The 22,956-nt window shown below is 54.9% G+C and carries 24 protein-coding genes and 2 pseudogenes; 23 read left to right on the top strand and 3 right to left on the bottom strand.

From position 1 onward, the window contains the following. The first annotated feature begins 61 nt into the window (after window positions 1-61). From VU18_RS10720 to VU18_RS10710, 4 genes and pseudogenes are all read left to right on the top strand, one after another. A complete protein-coding gene (locus tag VU18_RS10720; RefSeq protein WP_047758087.1) occupies window positions 62-685 on the top strand; it encodes a helix-hairpin-helix domain-containing protein in 624 nt (207 codons plus the stop codon). A gap of 129 nt (window positions 686-814) precedes the next feature. Further along, window positions 815-992: pseudogene (locus VU18_RS20165) on the top strand (ComE operon protein 2); the annotation flags it as partial. A 1-nt stretch (window position 993) separates the two neighbouring features. Further along, a partial coding sequence (locus VU18_RS20160) for a deaminase (protein ID WP_236687365.1) occupies window positions 994-1,285 on the top strand: 292 nt, incomplete at its 5' end. Further along, window positions 1,282-3,531, top strand: coding sequence for a DNA internalization-related competence protein ComEC/Rec2 (locus VU18_RS10710; protein WP_047758085.1), 2,250 nt, complete (start codon window positions 1,282-1,284; stop codon window positions 3,529-3,531). The genes VU18_RS20160 and VU18_RS10710, both read left to right, overlap by 4 nt. 71 nt (window positions 3,532-3,602) lie before the next feature. Here VU18_RS10710 and VU18_RS17485 read toward each other — a convergent pair whose 3' ends face one another. Continuing rightward, entirely contained in the window at window positions 3,603-3,737 is a 135-nt protein-coding gene (locus VU18_RS17485) for a YqzM family protein (protein ID WP_011231993.1), read from the bottom strand. Between the two features lie 284 nt (window positions 3,738-4,021). On the opposite strand from VU18_RS17485, the gene holA reads away from it, so the two are divergent. Beyond that, complete coding sequence (holA, locus tag VU18_RS10700) at window positions 4,022-5,068, top strand: DNA polymerase III subunit delta (RefSeq protein ID WP_011231992.1); 1,047 nt, start codon at window positions 4,022-4,024, stop codon at window positions 5,066-5,068. Window positions 5,069-5,139: 71 nt separating this feature from the next. Here the strand turns inward: holA and rpsT are convergent, their stop codons facing one another. Beyond that, on the bottom strand, window positions 5,140-5,409 hold the full coding sequence (gene rpsT, locus VU18_RS10695) for a 30S ribosomal protein S20 (protein WP_011231991.1): 270 nt from the start codon (window positions 5,407-5,409) through the stop codon (window positions 5,140-5,142). Between the two features lie 183 nt (window positions 5,410-5,592). Between rpsT and VU18_RS20155 the strand changes: the two are divergent. The 14 genes and pseudogenes from VU18_RS20155 to deoC form a co-directional block, all read left to right on the top strand. Continuing rightward, a pseudogene (locus VU18_RS20155) lies at window positions 5,593-6,000 on the top strand (GPR endopeptidase); the annotation flags it as partial. Window position 6,001: 1 nt separating this feature from the next. Then, the coding region (gpr, locus tag VU18_RS20150; protein WP_236687364.1) for a GPR endopeptidase at window positions 6,002-6,711 on the top strand (710 nt) is incomplete at its 5' end. 74 nt (window positions 6,712-6,785) lie between these two features. Next, complete coding sequence (gene spoIIP, locus VU18_RS10685; RefSeq protein ID WP_011231989.1) at window positions 6,786-7,985, top strand: stage II sporulation protein P; 1,200 nt, start codon at window positions 6,786-6,788, stop codon at window positions 7,983-7,985. A 12-nt stretch (window positions 7,986-7,997) separates the two neighbouring features. Continuing rightward, window positions 7,998-8,336: a YqxA family protein gene (locus VU18_RS10680; protein WP_011231988.1), complete on the top strand. Its 339-nt coding sequence runs from the start codon at window positions 7,998-8,000 to the stop codon at window positions 8,334-8,336. A 257-nt stretch (window positions 8,337-8,593) separates the two neighbouring features. Then, complete coding sequence (lepA, locus tag VU18_RS10675; protein ID WP_011231987.1) at window positions 8,594-10,423, top strand: translation elongation factor 4; 1,830 nt, start codon at window positions 8,594-8,596, stop codon at window positions 10,421-10,423. A gap of 74 nt (window positions 10,424-10,497) precedes the next feature. Then, complete coding sequence (gene hemW / locus VU18_RS10670; RefSeq protein WP_011231986.1) at window positions 10,498-11,637, top strand: radical SAM family heme chaperone HemW; 1,140 nt, start codon at window positions 10,498-10,500, stop codon at window positions 11,635-11,637. An 83-nt stretch (window positions 11,638-11,720) separates the two neighbouring features. Next, the gene (gene hrcA / locus VU18_RS10665) at window positions 11,721-12,755 is read left to right on the top strand and encodes a heat-inducible transcriptional repressor HrcA (protein ID WP_011231985.1); all 1,035 of its coding nucleotides are present in this window, start codon (window positions 11,721-11,723) and stop codon (window positions 12,753-12,755) included. A gap of 98 nt (window positions 12,756-12,853) precedes the next feature. Beyond that, window positions 12,854-13,495: a nucleotide exchange factor GrpE gene (gene grpE / locus VU18_RS10660; protein ID WP_011231984.1), complete on the top strand. Its 642-nt coding sequence runs from the start codon at window positions 12,854-12,856 to the stop codon at window positions 13,493-13,495. A gap of 23 nt (window positions 13,496-13,518) precedes the next feature. Continuing rightward, window positions 13,519-15,342, top strand: a complete 1,824-nt coding sequence (gene dnaK / locus VU18_RS10655) for a molecular chaperone DnaK (protein WP_013144701.1) — start codon at window positions 13,519-13,521, stop codon at window positions 15,340-15,342. A gap of 129 nt (window positions 15,343-15,471) precedes the next feature. Then, window positions 15,472-16,620, top strand: coding sequence for a molecular chaperone DnaJ (gene dnaJ, locus VU18_RS10650; RefSeq protein ID WP_011231982.1), 1,149 nt, complete (start codon window positions 15,472-15,474; stop codon window positions 16,618-16,620). Window positions 16,621-16,625: 5 nt separating this feature from the next. Beyond that, a complete protein-coding gene (prmA, locus tag VU18_RS10645; RefSeq protein WP_014196376.1) occupies window positions 16,626-17,564 on the top strand; it encodes a 50S ribosomal protein L11 methyltransferase in 939 nt (312 codons plus the stop codon). Between the two features lie 17 nt (window positions 17,565-17,581). Next, on the top strand, window positions 17,582-18,358 hold the full coding sequence (locus VU18_RS10640) for a 16S rRNA (uracil(1498)-N(3))-methyltransferase (RefSeq protein ID WP_011231980.1): 777 nt from the start codon (window positions 17,582-17,584) through the stop codon (window positions 18,356-18,358). Between the two features lie 76 nt (window positions 18,359-18,434). Continuing rightward, window positions 18,435-19,784: a tRNA (N(6)-L-threonylcarbamoyladenosine(37)-C(2))-methylthiotransferase MtaB gene (mtaB, locus tag VU18_RS10635; protein WP_011231979.1), complete on the top strand. Its 1,350-nt coding sequence runs from the start codon at window positions 18,435-18,437 to the stop codon at window positions 19,782-19,784. Between the two features lie 137 nt (window positions 19,785-19,921). Next, window positions 19,922-20,593 carry a deoxyribose-phosphate aldolase gene (gene deoC, locus VU18_RS10630; protein WP_047758083.1) on the top strand — a complete coding sequence of 224 codons (672 nt, stop codon included), beginning with the start codon at window positions 19,922-19,924 and terminating at the stop codon, window positions 20,591-20,593. Here deoC and VU18_RS10625 read toward each other — a convergent pair. Further along, entirely contained in the window at window positions 20,590-21,525 is a 936-nt protein-coding gene (locus VU18_RS10625) for a Na/Pi symporter (protein WP_047758082.1), read from the bottom strand. The genes deoC and VU18_RS10625 overlap by 4 nt on opposite strands. A gap of 184 nt (window positions 21,526-21,709) precedes the next feature. On the opposite strand from VU18_RS10625, the gene rpsU reads away from it, so the two are divergent. The 4 genes from rpsU to VU18_RS20145 all read left to right on the top strand — a co-directional run. Next, entirely contained in the window at window positions 21,710-21,883 is a 174-nt protein-coding gene (gene rpsU, locus VU18_RS10620; protein WP_008879912.1) for a 30S ribosomal protein S21, read from the top strand. Between the two features lie 29 nt (window positions 21,884-21,912). Beyond that, a complete protein-coding gene (locus VU18_RS10615; protein WP_011231976.1) occupies window positions 21,913-22,359 on the top strand; it encodes a GatB/YqeY domain-containing protein in 447 nt (148 codons plus the stop codon). A 101-nt stretch (window positions 22,360-22,460) separates the two neighbouring features. After that, window positions 22,461-22,745: a sporulation protein YqfC gene (gene yqfC, locus VU18_RS10610; protein WP_013144709.1), complete on the top strand. Its 285-nt coding sequence runs from the start codon at window positions 22,461-22,463 to the stop codon at window positions 22,743-22,745. Between the two features lie 15 nt (window positions 22,746-22,760). Further along, a partial coding sequence (locus VU18_RS20145) for a sporulation protein YqfD (protein ID WP_236687363.1) occupies window positions 22,761-22,956 on the top strand: 196 nt, incomplete at its 3' end.

Raw genomic sequence — 22,956 nt, 5'->3', positions numbered from 1 at the left:
TTTTCGATATGTATGAGAAAAAGGCTCGGTTTATGACTGGAGATGGAAAGGATGGGATCGTATGTGGGAGCATGTGCAGGAGCTTGGAAAACGTTATGGGAAAGCGGGGGTGCTCTTGTTGTTTGCCGCGGCGGCGGGGTTATGGGTGTTTCGTCATCCGACGGATGAAAAGGAGCAAGTCGTCTTGCCGGCGGCGGCTGAAACGGATGCCGCCCGGCCGGAAGAAAAAAAGGACGAGGCGCCCAAAACCGCTGTGGTGGATGTGAAAGGGGCGGTCGCGAAGCCAGGAGTGTACGAAGTGGCGGCGGACGCCCGCGTTCGCGATGTTATCGCCCTAGCCGGCGGATTGACGGACGAGGCGGATGAAACGAAAATCAATCTGGCGGCAAAAGTGCGCGATGAGATGATGATTTACGTGCCGGCAAAAGACGAGGCCGCACCAGCGTCAGATGCCGTCGGCAAGTCTCCAAGCGATGGAGCTCGGGACGGGCCGCAAGTGGCGGTCAATACGGCGACGGAAGAGGAGTTGATGCAGCTTCCCGGCATCGGACCGGCGAAGGCAAAAGCGATCATCACCTATCGCGAAGAACACGGGCCGTTCCAGCGGGTGGAAGATTTGTTGAATGTAACCGGAATTGGCGAAAAAACGCTGGAGAAATTGAAACCGTATTTGCTTGTGCCGTAAACGAGGCGGGGGAGCGCAATGCTTCTCGTTTATGGGCGGATCAGGGCTGCTGCGGACGTTTTTCGGCGTTGACGGGGGCAGGCGGCGGCGGGTAGACTAAAAGTATGGAAACGAGCGGAGGGACGTAGAATGGAACGCATCACATGGGATCAATACTTTATGGCGCAAAGCCATCTGTTGGCGCTGCGCAGCACGTGCACAAGGCTGGCGGTCGGGGCGACGATTGTGCGCGATAAGCGCATCATCGCCGGCGGGTACAACGGCTCGATCGCCGGGGGCGCCCATTGCACCGATGAAGGGTGCTACGNTATTGACGGCCATTGTGTACGGACGATTCATGCGGAAATGAATGCCATTTTGCAATGCGCCAAGTTCGGCGTCCCGACCGAGGGGGCGGAGATGTATGTCACTCATTTTCCGTGCTTGCATTGTTGCAAGGCGATCATTCAAAGCGGCATCCGCGCGGTCTATTACGCCCAAGACTACAAAAACCACCCGTACGCCTTGGAGCTGTTTGCTCAAGCTGGCGTCCGGCTTGTGCAAGTGCCGCTGAAAACGGATGTGTTCGCCTTGCTTTCCGGCGGCGGAGGGGGAGCATGAAAGGACAAGCCGTCTATCCCGCCGCGGCGGCGCTCTTTGCCGTGGCGGCGGCCTCGCCGTCCAAAACCACATGTCTTCTCCTTATCATTTATCTCCTTCTTCTTTTCATCCGCCGGCCGCACTGTTTCCTTCCTGCTCTCGTTGCAGCTCTCTTCTTTTTTGTCTATTTTCTCATCGTTGACCATCATAACAAAACTTCCCTTTCCGGCGGCCGTCATTCGCTTTCCGTTCGTTTTTCCGCCGCGCCGGCGATCGACGGCGATCGATTGCAGGCGGCGGTGCAAGCTGGCAAGGAGCGGGTGCAGCTTCGTTACATCATTCGGACGGCTGCGGAAAAAGAAGCGCTGCGTGCGCGTCTTATGCCCGGGGTCGTGTGCCGGCTGAGCGGAATGCTCGAGCGCCCTATGCCAGCCAGCAATCCGTATGCATTTGATTACCGCCGTTATTTGCGCCGCCATCGCATCCATTGGCTCTTTCTCCCTGAGGCGATCGATCTTTCCGCTTGCGTGCGCGTCCGTCCCACCATCATCGAACGGCTTGAGGCGATTCGCGAGGCTGGCGTCCGCCGCATTGAAGCCCGGTTTCCGCCGGAAGCGGCCGGCATCGCCGCTGCGCTCATTTATGGCGAACGCCGCTCGTTGGACGAGGAAGTGATTAGCGGTTACCAGCAGCTCGGGATCATCCATTTGTTGGCCATTTCCGGCGGCCATGTCACCCTGCTTGTCGGCGCTGCGTTGGCCGCTGCCATTCGGTTTGTGACGCGCGAAGCGGCCGTGCTTGCTTTGCTCGTTTTCTTGCCTATGTATGCGGTGCTCGCCGGCGCTTCGCCGTCGGTGCTGCGCGCCTGTGCGACCGGGATGATTGTATTGGCCGTCCAGTGGAAAAAAGGAATGATCCATCCGCTGGATGCGTTGAGTTGGACAGCGCTTGCCCTGCTCGTCTTTGACCCATATATGGTTTGGGATGTCGGTTTTCAACTATCATTTCTTGTCACGTTTGCCCTTCTCGCCCATGTGTCGGTGCTCGCCTCTGCTCGTTCGATGCTCCAAAACTTGTTTCAGACCGCGCTCGCCGCTCAGCTTGCCGCGCTGCCGATTTTGCTTTACCATTTTTATGAAATTTCTGTTTGGAGCATAGGGCTGAATGTCTTCTTCGTCCCTTGGTATTCATTTGTCATTTTGCCCATTGCTTTTCTATCCGCAGTTTTTTCCTTTTCTCCGCTCATTTGGCTGTTTAGCCGCCTCATTGAGCTGACGGACGCGGTTGTCCGTTTTTTCTCGGTCGATTACTCGTTTATGCTTGTGCTCGGGCGTCCGGGGCCGTGGTGCTTAGCTGGCTATCTGACGGCCATCGCGGCGGCGTTTTTGGATTGGGAACGCGGCCGCCTGCTCCGCGGATTGACAGCGGTGGCGGCGGCGACGGCGCTTCAGCTGGCCGCCCCGTATGTGGATCCGAAAGGGGAAGTGACGGTATTGGATGTTGGGCAAGGGGACTGTATTTATATTGAGCTCCCTTATCGAAAAGCAGTCTATCTCATTGATACCAGCGGGACGCCGGAATGGGTGCGCGAACCGTGGCGCAAGCGGTCTCGGCCGTTTGCCGTCGGCCGCGACGTTGTCGTGCCGTTTTTAAAAGCCCAAGGGGTGAGGACGCTTGATCAACTGATTTTGACGCACGATGATGCCGACCATATCGGGGCTGCTCCCGAGGTGATGGGAGCCGTGCGCGTCAAGAAGATTGTCACAAGCCCAGGAGCGCTGCCGGCCGTCAAGGCGATGGCGCGCCCGTTTTCTGTGCCGGTGGCCGCCAGCGTGCGGGGGGATCGGTGGAAGGTGGGGGATGCCGCGTTTTCCGTATTGCACCCGGAGGCGGGAAACAATGAGGATAATAACGGCTCGCTTGTATTGCTCGCCCGCCTCGGCCGCTTGACATGGCTGTTTGCTGCGGATATCGAGGAAGAGGCGGAACAGGCGCTCATCCGCGCTTATCCAGAGCTGCGCGCCGATGTATTGAAAGTCGCCCACCACGGCAGCAAAACGTCGACAACAGAGCTGTTTTTGCGGACGGTCAAGCCGCGAGCGGCCATCATTTCCGTCGGCCGCTACAATCGCTACGGGCATCCGTCCCCCGAGGTGCTTATGCGGCTTCGGCAACAACGGGCGATCATTTGGCGGACGGATGAAAACGGGGCCATTCGCTATGTGTATGACGAAAACGGTGGAACCTTTCAGGTGATGAAACCATAAGATGTAGTGCACAAAAAAGCGGAACGTTTCAGCAGAAACAAAAAAATAAGGATTGCTTATGTAAGCAATCCTTATCGACCGAAAAATTCGATCAACGTTGCGATGATGAACATGGTAGCGAAAAAGCCGAACGACACGATGAATCCGACGGCGGAATCGACGGCGTCATTTCGTTGGCTTTGCACTTCCTTTTCAAATACGTTCATCGTTTTCCCCCTCCTCGTTCAATCATTTTTAGTATAGACGAAAACGCGTGAAAAATCTACCGCCGCTCGCTTCTTTTCCTTCCTTGACAACAGTTGACACAAATACTTTCAAACAGCCGGGAAAACATAAAAATAACCCGCTGGCCAATAAGGTCCTAGGACTTATAGGCTGGCGTTTATATAAAGGGGAACCGGTTTTTTCGGCAGCCGGTTCCCTTGTAAAATGACGAAAAACGGTGTATCTTTTCTAGCAGAGACGTTTGCTAGGGAATGGAGACGGGAACATGCTGGAACGCGTATGGGGAAACATTGAAAAACGGCGTTTTTCTCTTCTTTATTTATTATACGGCAATGAGCCGTTTTTATTAACGGAAACGTATGAGCGATTGGTGAACGCAGCGCTTGGCCCCGAGGAGCGGGAGTGGAACTTGGCTGTGTACGACTGCGAGGAAACGCCGGTCGAGGCGGCGCTTGAGGAGGCCGAGACGGTGCCGTTTTTCGGCGAGCGGCGTGTCATCCTCATCAAGCATCCATATTTTTTCACGTCTGAAAAAGAGAAGGAGATCGAACATGATTTGGCGAAGCTGGAGGCGTACTTGAAGGCGCCGTCGCCGTTTTCGATCGTCGTCTTTTTTGCGCCGTACGAGAAGCTTGATGAGCGAAAAAAAATTACGAAGCTCGCCAAAGAGCAAAGCGAAGTCGTCATCGCCGCCCCGCTCGCCGAAGCGGAGCTGCGCGCCTGGGTGCGGCGCCGCATCGAGAGCCAAGGGGCGCAAGCAAGCGACGAGGCGATTGATGTCCTGTTGCGGCGGGCCGGGACGCAGCTTTCCGCCTTGGCGAATGAAATCGATAAATTGGCCCTGTTTGCCGGATCGGGCGGAACCATCGAGGCGGCGGCGGTTGAACGGCTTGTCGCCCGCACGCCGGAAGAAAACGTATTTGTGCTTGTCGAGCAAGTGGCGAAGCGCGACATTCCAGCGGCGTTGCAGACGTTTTATGATCTGCTTGAAAACAATGAAGAGCCGATCAAAATTTTGGCGCTGCTCGCCGCCCATTTCCGCTTGCTTTCGCAAGTGAAATGGCTTGCCTCCTTAGGCTACGGGCAGGCGCAAATTGCTGCGGCGCTCAAGGTGCACCCGTTCCGCGTCAAGCTCGCTCTTGCTCAAGCGGCCCGCTTCGCTGACGGAGAGCTTGCTGAGGCGATCAACGAGCTCGCTGACGCCGATTACGAAGTGAAAAGCGGAGCGGTCGATCGCCGGTTGGCCGTTGAGCTGCTTCTGATGCGGTGGGGCACCCGCCCGGCGCAAGCGGGGCGTCACGGCCGGCGGTGAAGCGATCGCCCGGCCGTTTGCCGTGAACAAAAGAAAAACAAAAAAACGACCTGGCGCCAGGTCGTTTTTGATTAGGAAGCTTGGATGCTGTTCAATTTTTTCGCTAAGCGCGATTTTTGCCGGCTGGCGGCGTTTTTATGGATAAGGCCTTTGCTTGCAGCTTTGTCTAATTTTTTCGACGCAATAATGAATGCCTCGCGCGCTTTTTCCACGTCTTTCAATTCAACAAGCGCTTCAAATTTTTTGATCGCCGTACGCATGGCCGATTTCATCGAGGCGTTGTGAGCCCGGCGCTTTTCGCTCGTTTTCGCGCGTTTGATCGCTGATTTGATGTTAGCCACGTTCGTTCACCTCCGTTACCATTCCTACTTTCTGTTGTGAACAACAGGAAGAACAAGTGTTATTCTATCAAACGTGTTTGGATTATGCAAGAGTGTTCAAGCGAAAATCCTTTACGAAACATGAATGACCGGGCCTGATTGCGGCGACAATAAAAGAAAACGGCAGAAATGGGGAGGAACGACATGGAACAGCCGCTCGATTTACGCCAGTACTCGGTGCGCACGGATTTAGCGATCGAAGCGCATGAGATCGCACTCGAGGAGCGCTTGCAGCAAAAACAAGAAAGCGCCGCGCCGATTGAGGGGGTCATCATTCATGACGAGGAGATCAACGGCGTCAAGCTGTCGCATGTGCATGTCACGGAACAAGGAGCGGCCTCGATCGGCAAAAAGCCAGGCCACTACGTGACGATTGAAGCGCAAGGCATCCGCGAACAAAACACCGAGCTGCAGCAAAACGTGCAGCGCATTTTTTCCGAGCAGCTCAGCGCCTTTTTCAAGCGGCTCCGCATTCCCGATCAAGCGAGCTGCTTGATCGTCGGGCTCGGCAACCAAAACGTCACCCCGGACGCGCTCGGGCCGCTCACGGTGNAAAACGTGCTTGTCACCCGTCATTTGTTCCAGCTGCAGCCGGAAAGCGTCGAGGAAGGCTTCCGGCCGGTGAGCGCCCTTGCTCCGGGGGTGATGGGGACGACCGGGATTGAAACGAGCGACATTATCGACGGCGTCGTCCGGAAAACAAAGCCGGATTTTGTCATTGTGATTGACGCCTTGGCTGCCCGCTCGATCGAACGAGTCAACGCGACGATTCAGATTTCTGACACCGGCATCCATCCTGGCTCCGGGGTCGGCAACAAGCGGAAAGAGTTAAGCTATGAAACGCTTGGCATTCCGGTCATTTCGATCGGCGTTCCGACGGTTGTCGATGCGGTCTCCATCACGAGCGACACGATCGATTTCATTTTGAAGCACTTCGGCCGCGAAATGCGCGAAGGGAAACGGCCGTCAAGCGCGCTCGCTCCGGCGGGCTGGACGTTTGGGCGCAAACGAAAATTGACGGAACAAGACATGCCGTCGCCGCAAGAACGGTCGACGTTTCTTGGCATGGTCGGCACGCTTGGCGATGAAGAAAAGCGGCGCCTCATCTATGAAGTGCTCGCGCCGCTTGGGCATAATTTGATGGTGACCCCAAAAGAGATCGATTCGTTTATCGGCGATATGGCCAACTTATTAGCCGGCGGCTTGAATGCGGCGCTGCATCGGCAAGTCGACCAAGGCAATGTCGGCTCCTACACCCATTAGACAAAAAACAGTTCTATCTTTTCCCGCTTGGCCATACGTTAAACTGAGGAGACAAGCCGGGAAAGGGTGGGAATATGAAACGATGGCGCTCCCCAAACGTCATGATCGCGATTCCAGGAGCCAGCATAAAGAAACTGTTGATGCTCATCATCCTTGGCTGCATGATGATGTTTATGCTTGTCGGAGCGCTCACATCGCTGCGGCCGGAATACCGTCCGTCGTCATCATCGCTGAACGATATGGCGGCCCATTTTCCGGAAGAGACGTTCATTCGTCTGTTCGCCTTGGAAAATCGATATTTTGCGCAGCTGCTGCCGAAAGATCGGCGGCAGACGAATTACTCATCGCTATTGTTCCGCCTGGCGACGAGCATCAATCCCGATGACCCGCGCAGCCTGCTTGGCAGCGAGCTGCCGGGCTTTGCCCTTTATGACAGCAAAATTCTCATCGCTGGTGAAGGAACGGATTATACGAACATGCCATACGAATCAGCGCCGCCGCTTGAGGCGATGCTTGCGGAACGGCAAGCCTCGGTCGATGAACTCGAACAAGCAAACAAGAACGAAGATGAAAAACCGGTTCCCCCGCCATCGCAGACGACCGGAGGGAAAAAAGTGGTCTACATTTACAATACCCATACGCATGAGTCGTTTTTGCCGGCGCTCAAAGGGGTCACTGACCCGGATTTGGCGTTTCACCCGACGGTCAACATCACAAAAGTGGGGGAAAAGTTAGCGGAAGAACTGGAAAAGCGCGGCATCGGGGCTGAAGTGAGCAAAATCGACATTGTCAGCGAATTGTTAAAGAAAGGGATGAAATACTCCCAATCGTATGATATGTCCCGCCAAACAGTGGTCGCAGCAATGAAGCAAAATCGTGACTTGCACTACTTCATCGATATCCATCGCGATTCGCGGCGGCGGAAATATACGACGGCTACGATCAACGGCGTTGATTATGCGCGTGTCGCATTCATTATTGGCGGAGAAAACGCGACATACGAGAAAAACTTGCAGCTGGCTACCGCGTTGCATCAGTTGCTGCAAAAGAAATATCCAGGGTTGAGCCGCGGGGTGATCGAGAAAAAAGGAGCCGGGACGAACGGCAAGTTTAATCAAGATTTATCGGAAAACGCGATTTTAATTGAAGTCGGCGGTGTTGACAATACGTTTACTGAGTTGTTTCGTTCCGTGTCGGCGTTGGCCGATGTGTTCAGCGACTATTATTGGCAGGCGGAAAAAGTCGAAGCGCCGGCTCCGGCGGAGAAAAAGTAAAGGAGCGTCACTATGGCACGATGGTTCATCCGCTTTACTCTAGCGATCTTTCTTCTTTTTTTCGGCGTGTTGTTTGGCATGCAAGAGGCGCATCGCGGCATGGAACGGATGCGCGGTTATGCCGATCCGTCGTTTCCATCCGTCATCGATATGAAAAAAAGGGAAAATGGTGAGGTGGAAGCGGCGGTGTTTGGCCGGCCGGTCGTTGCTGGAGATTTAGGAGAAAAGCAAGAAACGATTCGCGAGCTGAAAACGTTCAACTTGTTCTCTAGGCTCGGCCAACTTTTTGCCGATGCCGTCACCGCGCTCATGGAAATGCTGTTTTCGCTCGTCGGCCGGGTGTTGGACTAGCCCGTTCATGTGCGGACGAAACAGGAACGTGCCGTCACAATGGCGGCTTTTTCTTTTGGACGCCGTCCGCCGGCTGGAGCACAAAGTGCTGCGCTTTCCATATTGTCGATTGTTTTCTTGGCGCGGCTCTGGCCGTTTCGCGTCTTTCCGGAAAGCCCGAACGGCGGCTTGGCTTTTCGTTCATCATTGAATCTTCTTCGCGCTGTTGCTATAATCAAAGCTAGTGTAGTTTTGCGAAGAAGCAGGAGTGAGAGACGATGAACCGGGAAGAACGGTTGAAACGGCAGGAACGGATCCGCAATTTTTCGATTATTGCTCACATTGACCACGGAAAATCGACGCTGGCGGACCGCATTTTGGAAAAGACGGGGGCGCTGTCGGAGCGTGAATTGCGCGAGCAGACGCTCGATACGATGGAGCTTGAGCGCGAGCGCGGCATCACGATTAAATTGAATGCGGTTCAGTTGACATATAAAGCGAAAAATGGCGAAGAGTATATTTTCCATTTGATCGACACGCCGGGCCACGTCGACTTTACGTACGAAGTGTCGCGCAGCTTGGCCGCTTGCGAAGGGGCGATTTTGGTCGTCGATGCGGCGCAAGGCATTGAAGCGCAGACGCTCGCCAACGTGTATTTGGCGATCGACAACAATTTAGAAATTTTGCCGGTCATTAACAAAATCGATTTGCCAAGCGCTGAACCGGAGCGGGTGCGTCAAGAAATTGAGGATGTCATCGGTTTGGACGCCTCTGACGCGGTGCTTGCTTCGGCCAAAGTCGGCATCGGCATCGAAGAAATTTTGGAAAAAATCGTCGAAAAAATTCCGGCTCCCTCGGGTGATCCGGATGCGCCGCTGAAGGCGCTCATTTTTGATTCCCTTTATGACCCGTACCGCGGCGTCGTCGCCTATGTCCGCGTCGTCGACGGAACGGTGAAGCCAGGGCAGCGCATTAAAATGATGTCGACCGGCAAGGAGTTTGAAGTGACGGAAGTCGGCGTGTTCACGCCGAAGCAAAAAGTCGTCGACGAATTGACGGTCGGTGATGTCGGCTATTTGACCGCCTCGATTAAAAACGTGAAAGATACGCGCGTCGGCGATACGATCACCGATGCCGAACGGCCGGCAGCTGAACCGCTCCCGGGCTATCGGAAGCTCAATCCGATGGTGTTTTGCGGGATGTATCCGATCGATACGGCGCGCTACAACGATTTGCGCGAGGCGCTCGAGAAGCTGCAATTGAACGATGCGGCGCTCCACTTTGAGCCGGAAACGTCGCAGGCGCTTGGGTTCGGCTTCCGCTGTGGATTTCTCGGCTTGCTTCATATGGAAATCATCCAAGAGCGGCTCGAGCGCGAATTTCATATCGATTTGATCACGACCGCGCCGAGCGTCGTTTACAAGGTGCATTTGACCGACGGAACGGAAGTTGACGTCGACAACCCGACGAACATGCCCGACCCGCAAAAAATCGACCGCATTGAAGAACCGTATGTGAAAGCGACGATCATGGTGCCAAACGACTATGTCGGTCCGGTGATGGAGCTGTGTCAAGGAAAGCGCGGCACGTTTGTCGATATGCAATATTTGGATGAAAAGCGCGTCATGCTCATTTACGATATTCCGCTCTCCGAGATCGTCTACGACTTTTTCGACGCTTTAAAGTCGAACACAAAAGGGTACGCGTCATTCGACTACGAATTGATCGGCTACCGGCCGTCCAATCTCGTCAAGATGGATATTTTGCTAAACGGCGAAAAAATCGATGCCTTATCGTTTATCGTCCATCGCGACTCTGCGTACGAGCGCGGCAAAGCGATCGTTGAAAAGCTGAAAGATTTGATTCCACGCCAGCAATTTGAAGTGCCGGTGCAGGCGGCGATCGGCAACAAGGTCATCGCCCGTTCGACAATCAAAGCGTTGCGCAAAAACGTGCTCGCAAAATGTTACGGCGGCGACGTGTCGCGGAAGCGGAAGCTGCTTGAGAAGCAAAAAGAAGGAAAGAAGCGGATGAAACAAATCGGGTCGGTCGAAGTGCCGCAAGAAGCGTTTATGGCCGTCTTGAAAATCGACGACCAGAAAAAATAACGAGCAAGGCTGTCTCCGTTGGGGATAGCCTTGTTTGTTTCCTGCGGCGCCGCCGGCTGAAAGGAGGAGGACCGATGGCCGTTTCAGCGTATTTTCATATTCCATTTTGCGCCCATATTTGCCATTATTGCGATTTTAACAAAGTATTCGCCGCCGGCCAGCCGATTGACGACTATTTGCGGGCGATGGACAAAGAAATGGCGTGGACGGCGGCGGAATTTGGCAGCCAACTCAAGACGCTGTTTATCGGCGGCGGCACGCCGACGGTGCTTGAGCCGGCGCAGCTCGGCTGTTTGCTTGCGAGCATCCACCGCCATTTTCAGTTTGACTCGCAAACGGCCGAATTTACCGTCGAAGCCAACCCGGACGGCTTGACGAAAGAAAAGCTCGCTATTTTGCGCGATGCCGGAGTGAATCGGCTGAGCCTGGGGGTGCAGACATTTGACGATCAGCTTCTGCAAACGATCGGCCGCACGCACCGGCGAGGCGACGTCATACGGGCTGTAGCGTTGGCCAGAGAAGTCGGGTTTCAGAACATCAGCATTGATGTAATGTACGGTTTGCCGGGGCAGACACTTGAGCAGTTTACGGCCGATTTAGAAGCGGCGTTTTCGCTTCATGTGCCGCATCTTTCTGCTTATTCCCTCATTTTGGAGCCAAGGACGATTTTTTATAACGAATGGCGGAAAGGGCGGCTCCGTCTACCGGGCGAAGAGATGGAAGCCGAGATGTACGAAGCGGCGATGGAGCAGATGGCTGCCGCTGGCTATCGGCAATACGAAATCAGCAACTATGCTTTGCCGGGATTTGAAAGCCGGCACAACTTGACGTACTGGAACAATGAGGAGTACTACGGCATCGGCGCTGGGGCGCACAGCTATATCGACGGGGTGCGGCGGGCGAATATAGGTCCCATCCGGCATTACATCAGCGCGATCGAACGCGGCCAATGGCCGCACCGCGACGTGCGCCGCTTGACCACTCGCGAGCAGATGGAAGAGGAAATGTTTTTAGGGCTGCGCAAAACGGAAGGGGTGTCCAAAGCCTGCTTTCGGCAAAAGTTCGGCCGCGACCTCCACGACATATTTGGCGCGGCGATCCGCCGGGAAATCGAAAACGGACGCCTCGAGGAAACGGAGACTCACATCCGCTTGACCAAACGGGGCAAGCTGCTCGGCAATGAAGTGTTTGCCGCGTTCCTCGGCGAAATGTAAACATTGACATTTGCCGGGCGATTTGCTACCCTAGTAGTAGATTTAGCACTCGAATTGTTCGAGTGCTAACAGAGGTGAGACACGTGCTAACGGACCGCCAACTGCTGATTTTGCAGGTGATTATCGACGATTTCATTCGTTCTGGGCAGCCGGTCGGTTCGCGGACGTTATCGAAAAAGCATCAAATCGCGTTCAGCTCGGCGACGATCCGCAATGAGATGGCGGATTTGGAGGAGCTCGGCTATATTGAAAAAACGCACATTTCTTCCGGCCGTGTGCCGTCGGAAAAAGGGTACCGCTACTACGTCGACCATTTGCTGCCGCCGCAGCGGCTGACAAGGGCGGACATTCAAAAAATCCGCTCCGTGTTTGCCGAGCGCATCTATGAGCTGGAAAAACTGATGCAAAAGTCGGCGCAAATTTTATCCGAGCTGACGAACTATACATCCATCGCGCTCGGGCCGACGTTTAAAGAAAGCAAACTGAAGCAGATGCAAATCGTTCCGCTCAACGAACAGACAGCCGTCGCCATCGTCGTGACGGACACCGGCCATGTTGAAAACCGGGTCGTGACGATTCCGTCATCGATGGACGCAGGCGACCTCGAAAAAATGGTCAACATTTTCAACGAGCGGTTGAACGGCGTTCCGCTCATTGATTTGAAAGAAAAAATGGAGACGGAAGTGGCCGACGTATTGCGCCGGCACATCCGCAACTACGACAGCGTGCTCAATACGCTCATTGAGACGCTCGATGCCCCTGAAGAAGAAAAAGTGTTTTTCGCCGGCAAGGCGAATATGCTCAACCAGCCGGAGTTCAGCGACATCCAAAAAGTGCGCCCGCTTCTGGACATCATTGAGCAGGAAAAAGACATTTATCGCCTGCTCCGCAAGCAAACCCAAAAAGGAGTGCGGGTTTCGATCGGGCATGAAAACGAACTGCGCGGCATGGAAAACTGTAGCTTGATTACAGCGACGTATTCGGTCGGCGATGAGCCGCTCGGGGCGATCGCGATTCTTGGTCCAACGCGCATGGAATACTCGCGCGTCATCACTGTCTTAAACCGTGTCGCTTCCGATTTGTCGGCCGCGCTCGCGAAATGGTATCAAAGTCAATAAGAATGGCCATATTGGATAACGGATGGATCGCGCATCCATCCTTTCCTTGTGGCCATTGATACATAAAAGGGAAGAGCCCCGGCAGGGAGGTGAAAGCGATGGAGCAAGGAGAAAAACAAGTGATGGAACAAGCTACATACGATGAGCCGGAGCGGGAGCAACCGATCGAGGAAGAAGCCGCCCCGCAGCCCGAGGAGGAATCAGGCGGCGTTCCGCTTGAAGAGGCCGGTGGGGAGGAAGCGGCGGAGCCGGCGGAAAAAGCGCCAACGGCCGAGGAGTTGGCGGCGGCCAAGGCGCAGATCGCCGAATTGGAAGCGAAGCTTTCAGAGATGGAACACCGGTATCTCCGCCTGTACGCTGATTTTGAAAACTTCCGCCGCCGGACGCGCCAGGAGATGGAAGCGGCTGAAAAATACCGCGCCCAAAGCTTGGCGAGCGATTTGCTTCCGGTGCTTGACAACTTTGAACGCGCGTTGAAAATAGAGACGGACAACGAACAGGCGAAATCGATTTTGCAAGGGATGGAAATGGTGTACCGGTCGCTTGTTGACGCCTTGAAGAAAGAAGGCGTCGAGGCGATCGAGGCGGTCGGAAAGCCGTTTGACCCTTATTTGCACCAAGCCGTCATGCAGGCGGAAGCGGAAGGCTATGAGCCGAACACGGTTGTTGAGGAGCTGCAAAAAGGTTATAAGCTGAAAGACCGCGTGCTGCGGCCCGCCATGGTCAAAGTAAGCCAATAAACGGAAACGGAGGGTGATCAGTGATGAGCAAAATTATCGGCATCGACTTAGGAACGACGAACTCTTGCGTCGCCGTGTTAGAAGGCGGCGAAGTGAAAGTCATTCCGAATCCGGAAGGAAACCGCACGACCCCGTCGGTCGTCGCGTTTAAAAACGGCGAACGCCTAGTCGGCGAAGTCGCCAAACGGCAAGCGATCACGAACCCGAACACGATCATCTCGATCAAGCGCCATATGGGGACGGATTACAAAGTCGAAATCGAAGGGAAGCAATATACGCCGCAAGAAATTTCGGCGATCATTTTGCAATACTTGAAGTCGTACGCCGAAGACTATTTGGGCGAGCCGGTGACGCGTGCGGTCATCACGGTGCCGGCGTATTTCAACGACGCCCAGCGCCAAGCGACGAAAGATGCCGGCCGCATCGCCGGCCTCGAAGTCGAGCGCATCATCAACGAGCCGACGGCCGCGGCGCTTGCTTACGGCCTTGATAAAGAAGAAGACCAAACGATTCTCGTCTATGACTTAGGCGGCGGGACGTTTGACGTCTCGATTTTGGAGCTTGGCGACGGCGTGTTTGAAGTGAAGGCGACGGCCGGCGACAACCATTTGGGCGGCGACGACTTCGACCAAGTGATCATCGATTATTTGGTCAATCAGTTCAAGCAAGAGCACGGCATCGATTTGTCGAAAGACAAAATGGCGCTCCAACGCTTGAAAGATGCCGCGGAAAAAGCGAAAAAAGAGCTGTCCGGCGTCACGCAGACACAAATTTCGCTTCCGTTTATCAGCGCCAATGAAAACGGTCCGCTCCATTTGGAAATGACGTTGACAAGAGCGAAATTTGAAGAGTTGTCCGCCCACCTCGTCGAGCGGACGATGGGGCCGGTCCGCCAGGCGCTTCAAGACGCCGGCTTGACGCCAGCCGATATTGATAAAGTCATTTTGGTCGGCGGTTCGACGCGCATTCCAGCTGTCCAAGAAGCGATCAAGCGCGAGCTTGGCAAAGAGCCGCACAAAGGCGTCAACCCGGACGAAGTCGTTGCCATCGGTGCGGCGATCCAGGGCGGGGTGATCGCCGGCGAAGTGAAAGATGTCGTCCTGCTTGACGTGACCCCGCTTTCGCTTGGCATTGAAACGATGGGCGGCGTATTTACGAAACTGATCGAACGGAACACGACGATCCCGACAAGCAAATCGCAAGTGTTCACAACGGCGGCTGACAATCAAACGACGGTCGACATTCACGTTTTGCAAGGAGAGCGCCCGATGGCGGCGGACAACAAATCGCTCGGCCGCTTTCAGCTGACCGGCATTCCGCCGGCGCCGCGCGGCGTGCCGCAAATTGAAGTGACGTTTGATATTGACGCCAACGGCATCGTTCACGTGCGCGCCAAAGATTTAGGAACGAACAAAGAGCAGTCGATTACGATCAAATCGTCGTCCGGCCTGTCGGAAGAAGAAATTCAGCGCATGATTAAAGAAGCGGAAGAAAACGCCGAAGCCGACCGGAAGCGGAAAGAAGCCGCCGAGTTGCGCAACGAAGCCGACCAGCTCATTTTCATGACCGACAAAACGATCAAAGAAGTCGAAGGAAAAGTGAGCGCCGATGAGATCAAGAAGGCGCAGGATGCGAAAGAGGCGTTGAAAGCGGCGCTCGAGAAAAACGACATCGACGACATCCGCAAGAAAAAAGACGCGCTGCAAGAAGCGGTGCAGCAGCTGTCGATCAAGCTGTATGAACAAGCGGCGAAACAGGCGCAAAGTGCAGGATCGCAAGGCGGCGCTGCCAATCATAAAGACAACGTGGTGGACGCCGAGTTTGAAGAAGTGAACGACGATAAATAATGCAACCGAAAGTCAAAGTCAGGCCTGCCTTGGCTTTGACTTTTTTTCTAGCATTGACATATTGCCTTGCCGCAGAGGGAAATGATAAAATTAAATTTATGTGAGTGAATCGGGAGTGGATGATCAACGATGGCGAAGCGCGATTATTACGAGATTCTCGGCGTCAGCAAAAACGCGACGAAAGACGAGATCAAAAAAGCGTATCGAAAGCTTTCGAAGCAGTATCATCCAGATGTGAACAAAGCCCCGGACGCCGCGGAGAAGTTTAAGGAAATTAAAGAGGCGTACGAAGTGTTAAGCGATGATGAAAAGCGGGCCCGCTACGACCGCTTTGGCCATGCCGACCCGAACGAAACGTTTGGCGGCGGCGGATTCCAAGGCGGAGGGTTTGATTTCGGCGGCTTTAGCGGCTTTGGCGGTTTTGAAGATATTTTTGAAACGTTTTTCGGCGCCGGTCCGCGCAGGCGGGCGAGCGGTCCGCGCAAAGGCGCGGATGTCGAGTATATGATGACGCTTACGTTTGAAGAAGCGGCGTTCGGAAAAGAAACGGAAATTGAAATTCCGCGGGAAGAGACGTGCGACACGTGCCAGGGCAGCGGAGCGAAACCGGGCACAAGCCCGACGTCTTGTCCGCATTGCCACGGCAGCGGGCAAGTGACAAGCGAACAAGCGACGCCATTTGGCCGCATCGTCAACCGCCGGACATGCCCCGTCTGCGGTGGCACGGGCCGGTACATTCCGGAGAAATGCCCAACGTGCGGCGGCACGGGACGCGTCAAACGGCGGAAAAAAATTCACGTCAAAATTCCAGCCGGCGTCGACGACGGCCAGCAGCTGCGCGTCGCCGGCCAAGGGGAGCCAGGGGTCAATGGCGGGCCCCCGGGCGATTTGTACATCATCTTCCGAGTCGAACCACATGAGTTTTTCAAACGCGACGGCGACGATATTTATTGCGAAGTGCCGTTGTCGTTCGCCCAGGCCGCGCTCGGCGATGAGATCGAAGTGCCGACGCTCCATGGCCATGTGAAGCTGAAAATCCCGGCCGGCACGCAAACGGGCACGCGCTTCCGCTTGAAGGGAAAAGGGGTGCCGAACGTACGGGGCTACGGCCAAGGCGATCAGCACGTCATTGTCCGCGTTGTGACGCCGACGAAGCTGACCGAAAAGCAAAAGCAGCTGCTGCGCGAGTTTGAACGGCTCGGCGGAGACACGATGCACGACGGGCCGCACGGCCGTTTTTTTGAGAAAGTCAAAAAGGCGTTTAAAGGAGAAGCGTAAGCGCGATGAAATGGTCAGAAATCAGCATTCATACGACGCATGAGGCGGTCGAGGCGATTTCGAACATTTTGCATGAAGCGGGCGCCGGCGGCGTCGTCATCGAAGACCCATACGATTTGGTCAAAGAACGGGACGACTGGTACGGCGAGATCGTCGAGCTCAACCCGGACGACTATCCGGAAGAAGGGGTGATCATTAAGGCATATTTGCCGGTCAACAGTTTTCTTGGCGAAACGGTCGAACAAATTAAGCAGGCGATTAACAATTTATGGCTGTATGATATCGACCTTGGCAAAAATAAAATTACATTGAGCGAAGTAAACGAAGAGGAATGGGCAACGGCGTGGAAAAAGCATTATCACCCGGTGAAAGTGTCCGAAAAGTTTACGATCGTGCCGACGTGGGAAACGTACGAGCCGGCGTCTAGTGATGAGCTGATCATCGAAATGGATCCGGGCATGGCGTTTGGGACTGGCACGCACCCGACAACGGTCATGTGTCTGCAGGCGCTCGAAAAGTATGTGCGCCCCGGCGATCATGTCATTGACGTCGGCACCGGCTCCGGCATTTTAAGCATCGCCGCAGCGATGCTTGGCGCTCAGTCGGTGCGGGCGCTCGATTTGGACCCGGTGGCGGTCGACAGCGCGCGGCTGAACGTGAAGCTCAATAAGGTGCAGCATGTCGTAACGGTCTCACAAAACAATTTGCTCGACCATATCGAGGAACCGGCTGATGTGATCGTCGCCAATATTTTAGCGGAAATCATTTTGCGCTTTACTGGTGACGCCTACCGGTTGTTAAAGCCAGGCGGCCGCTTCATCACGTCTGGCATCATTCAGGCGAAAAAGCAGGACGTCAAAGACGGGTTGCTTGCCGCCGGCTTTGCCATTGAGGAAATCAACGTGATGGAAGACTGGGTGGCGGTTGTCGCCCTGAAACCGTAAGCAAAGAAGGGATGGCTGTGCAGCGCTATTTCGTTTCCGGCCAGGCGCAACAAGGCGGGATCGTCGCGATCAGCGGCGATGATGCCTATCATATCGCCCGCGTCATGCGCATGAAGCCGGGGGACGGGATCATTTGCGTCTTTCCAGACGGGCGCACGGCGGTGTGTGAAATTGAACAAATTGCCAATGAGCATGTGCAAGCTCGTATTGTACAATGGAAAGAGGAGCGAAGCGAGCTGCCGGTGCGCATCTACATCGCCCAAGGGCTGCCGAAAGGCGAAAAGTGGGAGCTCGTCATCCAAAAAGGAACAGAGCTCGGCGCCGCCGGCTTTCTTCCGTTCGAAGCCGCCCGGTCGGTCGTGAAATGGGACGCGAAAAAGGCGGAGAAAAAAGTCGAGCGATGGAAAAAAATCGCGAAAGAAGCGGCTGAGCAGGCTGAACGAACGGTGGTGCCGGACGTGCGGGCGCCGCTTTCGTTTGTCGAGCTCCTCTCCTTTGGCCAAACGGTCGATGTTCGGCTGTTTGCCTACGAAAAAGAGGCGCGAAACGCCCGGCATGCCGCGCTTCCGGCGCTTCTTTCCCGCCTCCGTCCGGGCGGCGCGTTGCTGGCTGTTTTCGGGCCAGAAGGCGGGTTCAGTCCGGAAGAAGCAGAACAGCTTCGGCAGCACGGCTTTTCGCCGTGCAGCCTTGGGCCGCGCATTTTGCGGACCGAAACAGCTCCGCTCTATTTGCTTTCCGCCGCCTCTTATGAATGGGAGCTGCGCGCGCCGAACGGCGAAGCGGAGCGCGCTTAGTGAGCAACATTGGCTGTTTCTTATAAAAGTTCGGTCCCGCTGATCCCTAAGCGGGGGGCAGAGTGAGGTGAACAAGATGCCGACAGTGGCTTTTCATACACTAGGCTGCAAAGTCAATCATTACGAAACCGAAGCGATTTGGCAGCTGTTTAAAAAAGCCGGCTACGAGCGAAAAGAGTTTGAAAGCCGTGCGGATGTGTATGTGATCAACACGTGCACGGTGACGAACACCGGCGATAAAAAGAGCCGTCAAGTCATCCGTCGTGCGGTGCGCCGCAATCCGGACGCCGTCGTCTGCGTGACCGGCTGCTATGCGCAAACATCGCCGGCTGAGGTCATGGCCATTCCGGGCGTTGATATTGTCATCGGCACGCAAGACCGGCATAAAATTTTGGATTACATCGAGCAATTCCAGCGCGAGCGCCAGCCGATCAACGCTGTTCACAACATTATGAAAACGCGCGTTTTTGAGGAGATGGATGTGCCGGAATTCACTGATCGGACGCGGGCGTCGCTTAAGATCCAAGAAGGGTGCAACAACTTCTGCACGTTTTGCATCATCCCGTGGGCGCGCGGCTTAATGCGCTCGCGCGATCCGCAGGAAATCATTCGCCAGGCGCGCCAGCTCGTCGCCGCCGGCTATAAAGAAATCGTTCTGACCGGCATTCATACAGGCGGCTATGGCACCGATCTGAAAGACTATAACTTTGCGTCCTTGTTGCGCGATTTGGACGAGCAAGTGCCGGGGCTGAAGCGGCTCCGCATTTCGTCGATTGAGGCGAGCCAAATCACCGATGAAGTGATTGATGTGCTGAAGCGGTCGGAGAAAATCGTCCGCCATTTGCACATTCCGCTCCAGTCTGGGTCGAATACGGTGCTCAAGCGGATGCGCCGCAAATATACGGTGGAATTTTACGCGGAGCGGCTCGCCCGGCTGCGCGAAGTGTTTCCAGAGCTGGCGGTGACTTCTGACGTCATCGTCGGCTTCCCAGGCGAGACGGAAGACGAATTTATGGAGACGTACAACTTTATTCGTGAACAACGGTTTTCCGAACTGCATGTCTTTCCTTATTCGAAGCGGACCGGCACGCCGGCGGCGCGCATGCCGAACCAAATCGATGAAGAAACGAAGCATGACCGCGTCCGCCGCTTGATCGCTCTGTCCGACCAATTGGCGAAAGAGTACGCCTCCCGGTTTGAAGGGCAAGTGCTCGAAGTCATTCCGGAAGAGCGCGACAAAGAGCGGCCGGATTTGTACGTCGGCTATACAGACAACTATTTGAAAGTCCGCTTCCCGGCAACCGAGGAAATGGTCGGTGAACTTGTCAAAGTGAAGATTACGAAAGCCGGCTATCCGTACAATGAAGGAGAGTTCGTCCGCGTTGTGCCGGATGAAATGGCCCGTTCGGTCAAATGGAGCTCATAACCCAGCCTAGTTGCTGGGTTTTTTCTGTCTTTTTCCGGAGACAATACGGATGGCTAGTTTTTGTCGAGGGAGCATGGTATGATGGTAGACGTCAGACTTTCCATCTTGACGGAAATGGCAGAAAGGGGTTTCTCCGAATGACGATGAATATCGCGAAAATGATCGATCATACGCTGCTCAAACCGGAAGCGACAGAACAACAAATCGTGCAACTGTGCACGGAAGCAAAGCAATACGGCTTTGCTGCCGTGTGCGTCAACCCAACGTGGGTGAAAACGGCGGCGCGCGAGCTTTCCGGCACGGATGTCCGCGTCTGCACGGTCATCGGCTTTCCACTTGGGGCAACGACGCCGGAAACAAAGGCGTTTGAAACAACGAACGCCATCGAAAACGGCGCTCGCGAAGTCGACATGGTGATCAACATCGGCGCGTTAAAAAGCGGGCAAGACGAGCTTGTCGAGCGCGACATTCGTGCGGTTGTCGAAGCGGCGGCTGGCAGGGCGCTTGTCAAAGTGATCGTTGAAACGGCGCTTTTGACCGATGAGGAAAAAGTGCGCGCCTGCCAGCTCGCAGTGAAAGCCGGCGCTGATTATGTGAAAACGTCGACCGGGTTTTCCGGCGGAGGTGCGACGGTGGAGGATGTGGCGCTGATGCGGAAAACGGTCGGCGACAGAGCAGGCGTCAAAGCATCAGGCGGCGTCCGTGACTGGAAAACCGCTGAGGCGATGATCAACGCCGGCGCGACGCGCATCGGCACAAGCTCTGGGGTGGCGATCGTCACCGGCGGGACGGGCCGCGCTGACTACTAAGCCCGGTTTCGGTCATGCAAAAACAGAATGACCTTTTCGATGGCGCCGACAAATGGAAGAGCAGCCACTGAGCAAATGACGTTGAACAAGACGCTCACATGAGCGAGCTGCACATCAGGCGCTGGGCTGAGCCTGGCGGCAAAACTGGCGAGCGGCTCGGTCCAAAAGGCGAACAAAGCGGCGCCGACGACGTTCAGCCATAGATGGGTGTAGGCGGTCAGCTGGGCCTCTTTGCTGGAGCCGATCGAAGCCAAAAGCCCGGTGATGCACGTACCGATGTTGGCGCCAAGCAACAGAGCAATCGCCGCGGACAGCGTCAACAGCTGTTCGTTTAAAAATCCCATGGCGATGCCGATCGTTGCCGCGCTCGAATGAACGAGAGCGGTGAGGACGATGCCGACAAGAAGGCCGACAGCGACGGATCGGTTCGTTTCTTTAAGCCATGCATCAACGAACGGATAGGCGGCAAGCGGTTTAGCGAGGCTGCCAAAGCCGTCCATGGCAAACAGCACAGCGGCGAGGCCGACAGTGGTCATGCCGATGCCGAGAACAAGGCGATGGCGGCCGAAAAAAACAAGCAGCGCGCCGCTGACAAGAAATGGGATGGCGCCATCGCCGATATCAAGCGTCATCAGCTCGGTCGTGACCGTCGAGCCGATGTTGCTGCCTAAAATGATGCCGATCGATTGGCGGAACGACAAGTAGCCGGCGGCGACAAGGCCGACCGTCATCACCATCACCGCTGAGCTGCTTTGCAGGAGAGCGGTCGTCGCCAAACCGGCGGCAAATCCTTGCAGCGGCGTGGCGGTAAAGCGCATGAGCCACCGTTTTAACCGATGGCCGGACAACGTGTAAAGCCCAGCTTTCATCATAAACATGCCAAGAAGAAACAAAGCGGTGTAAATGGCAAACAGCATCCAAAACGACCCCATGGGCGACTCCCCTTTCACCCTATATGTATGGGCCTTGTCCGCGGGTGATGACCGTTTTTTCAGCGCGGGGAAGAGGCGGCCAGCAGGCCGCCGCTGCTTTTTTTTATTGACCTTTTCTGTCAGCATGTATTATAATTGACAAGTACAATATGCAATGGTTGTTGTTCGGAGGGAGGGAAGCAGGATGTCCAAAACGATCGTTCGCAAAAATGAGTCGATCGACGACGCTCTTCGTCGCTTCAAGCGTGCCGTTTCGAAAACGGGCACTTTGCAAGAAGTGAGAAAGCGCGAATTTTATGAAAAGCCAAGCGTCAGACGGAAGAAAAAATCTGAGGCGGCTAGAAAGCGCAAGCACTAAGAGCATGCATTAAAGAGGGTGTATAATCGGTGAGTCTTCTCGATCGTTTGAATGACGATATGAAGCAGGCGATGAAAAACAAGGAGAAAGAAAAACTGTCTGTTCTCCGGATGCTGAAAGCGGCGCTGCAAAACGAAGCGATCAAGCTCGGCAAAAGCCCGCTCTCGGAAGACGAAGAGCTGACGGTTCTTTCTCGCGAACTGAAACAGCGTAAAGACTCCCTCCAAGAATTTGAAAACGCTGGCCGTTCAGATCTTGTCGAAAAAGTGAAAACCGAAATTGAAATTGTTCAATCGTATATGCCAACGCCGCTGACAGAGGACGAGCTGCGCGAATTGATCGAGCAGACGATCAAGGAAGTCGGCGCCTCTTCGAAAGCGGATATGGGAAAAGTGATGGGCGCGATCATGCCGAAAGTGAAAGGAAGAGCGGATGGTTCGCTCGTCAACAAACTTGTCCAACAACAGCTGTCATAAATGCAATGGGCCTTGCCGGCAGGCAGGCCCGTTGTTTTTGAAAAGCGGTGCTAGAACCCCCTTTTGTCTCATACATATGAGATGAAAGGGGGTTCTTTTTGATGGTGAAAAAATGGCGCCAGCAGATGAAGCGGTGGATGGCGGAAAAGCTTGAACTTCCCGCCGACATTATGATGGATCTGCCCCGCATTACGATGGTTGGGCACATACATATTTACATTGAAAACCACCGCGGGCTGCTCGCGTTCAGCGATAAAGAGCTCCGCCTTTTGCTGCGGAACGGACAGCTCGTTGTCCGCGGCGAACAGTTTGTGATTAAAACGATTTTGCCGGAAGAAATTTTGTTGGAAGGAAAAATCAGCCAAGTCGTTTATATAGATGAATAGCGAGGAGGAACGGAGATGAAAAACGAATGGGTCGACACGCTCGCCGGCAGCGTGCGGGTCAAAGCGAGAGGGAAAGGGATCGAACGGTTGATCAACGCCTGCGTCCGCCAAGGGATTGCCGTCTGGAACGTGAAAAAGCATAGCGCGGATACCGCGACGTTTTTCATTAAGCTCAGCGACGTGAAACGGCTGCGCCATGTCGCCCGGCAAA

Source organism: Geobacillus sp. ZGt-1, from assembly GCF_001026865.1.
GTDB classification, from domain to species: Bacteria; Bacillota; Bacilli; order Bacillales; family Anoxybacillaceae; genus Geobacillus; species Geobacillus thermoleovorans.
Note: the sequence above shows the minus strand (reverse complement) of the source record. Positions and strands in the feature narration are given on the sequence as shown.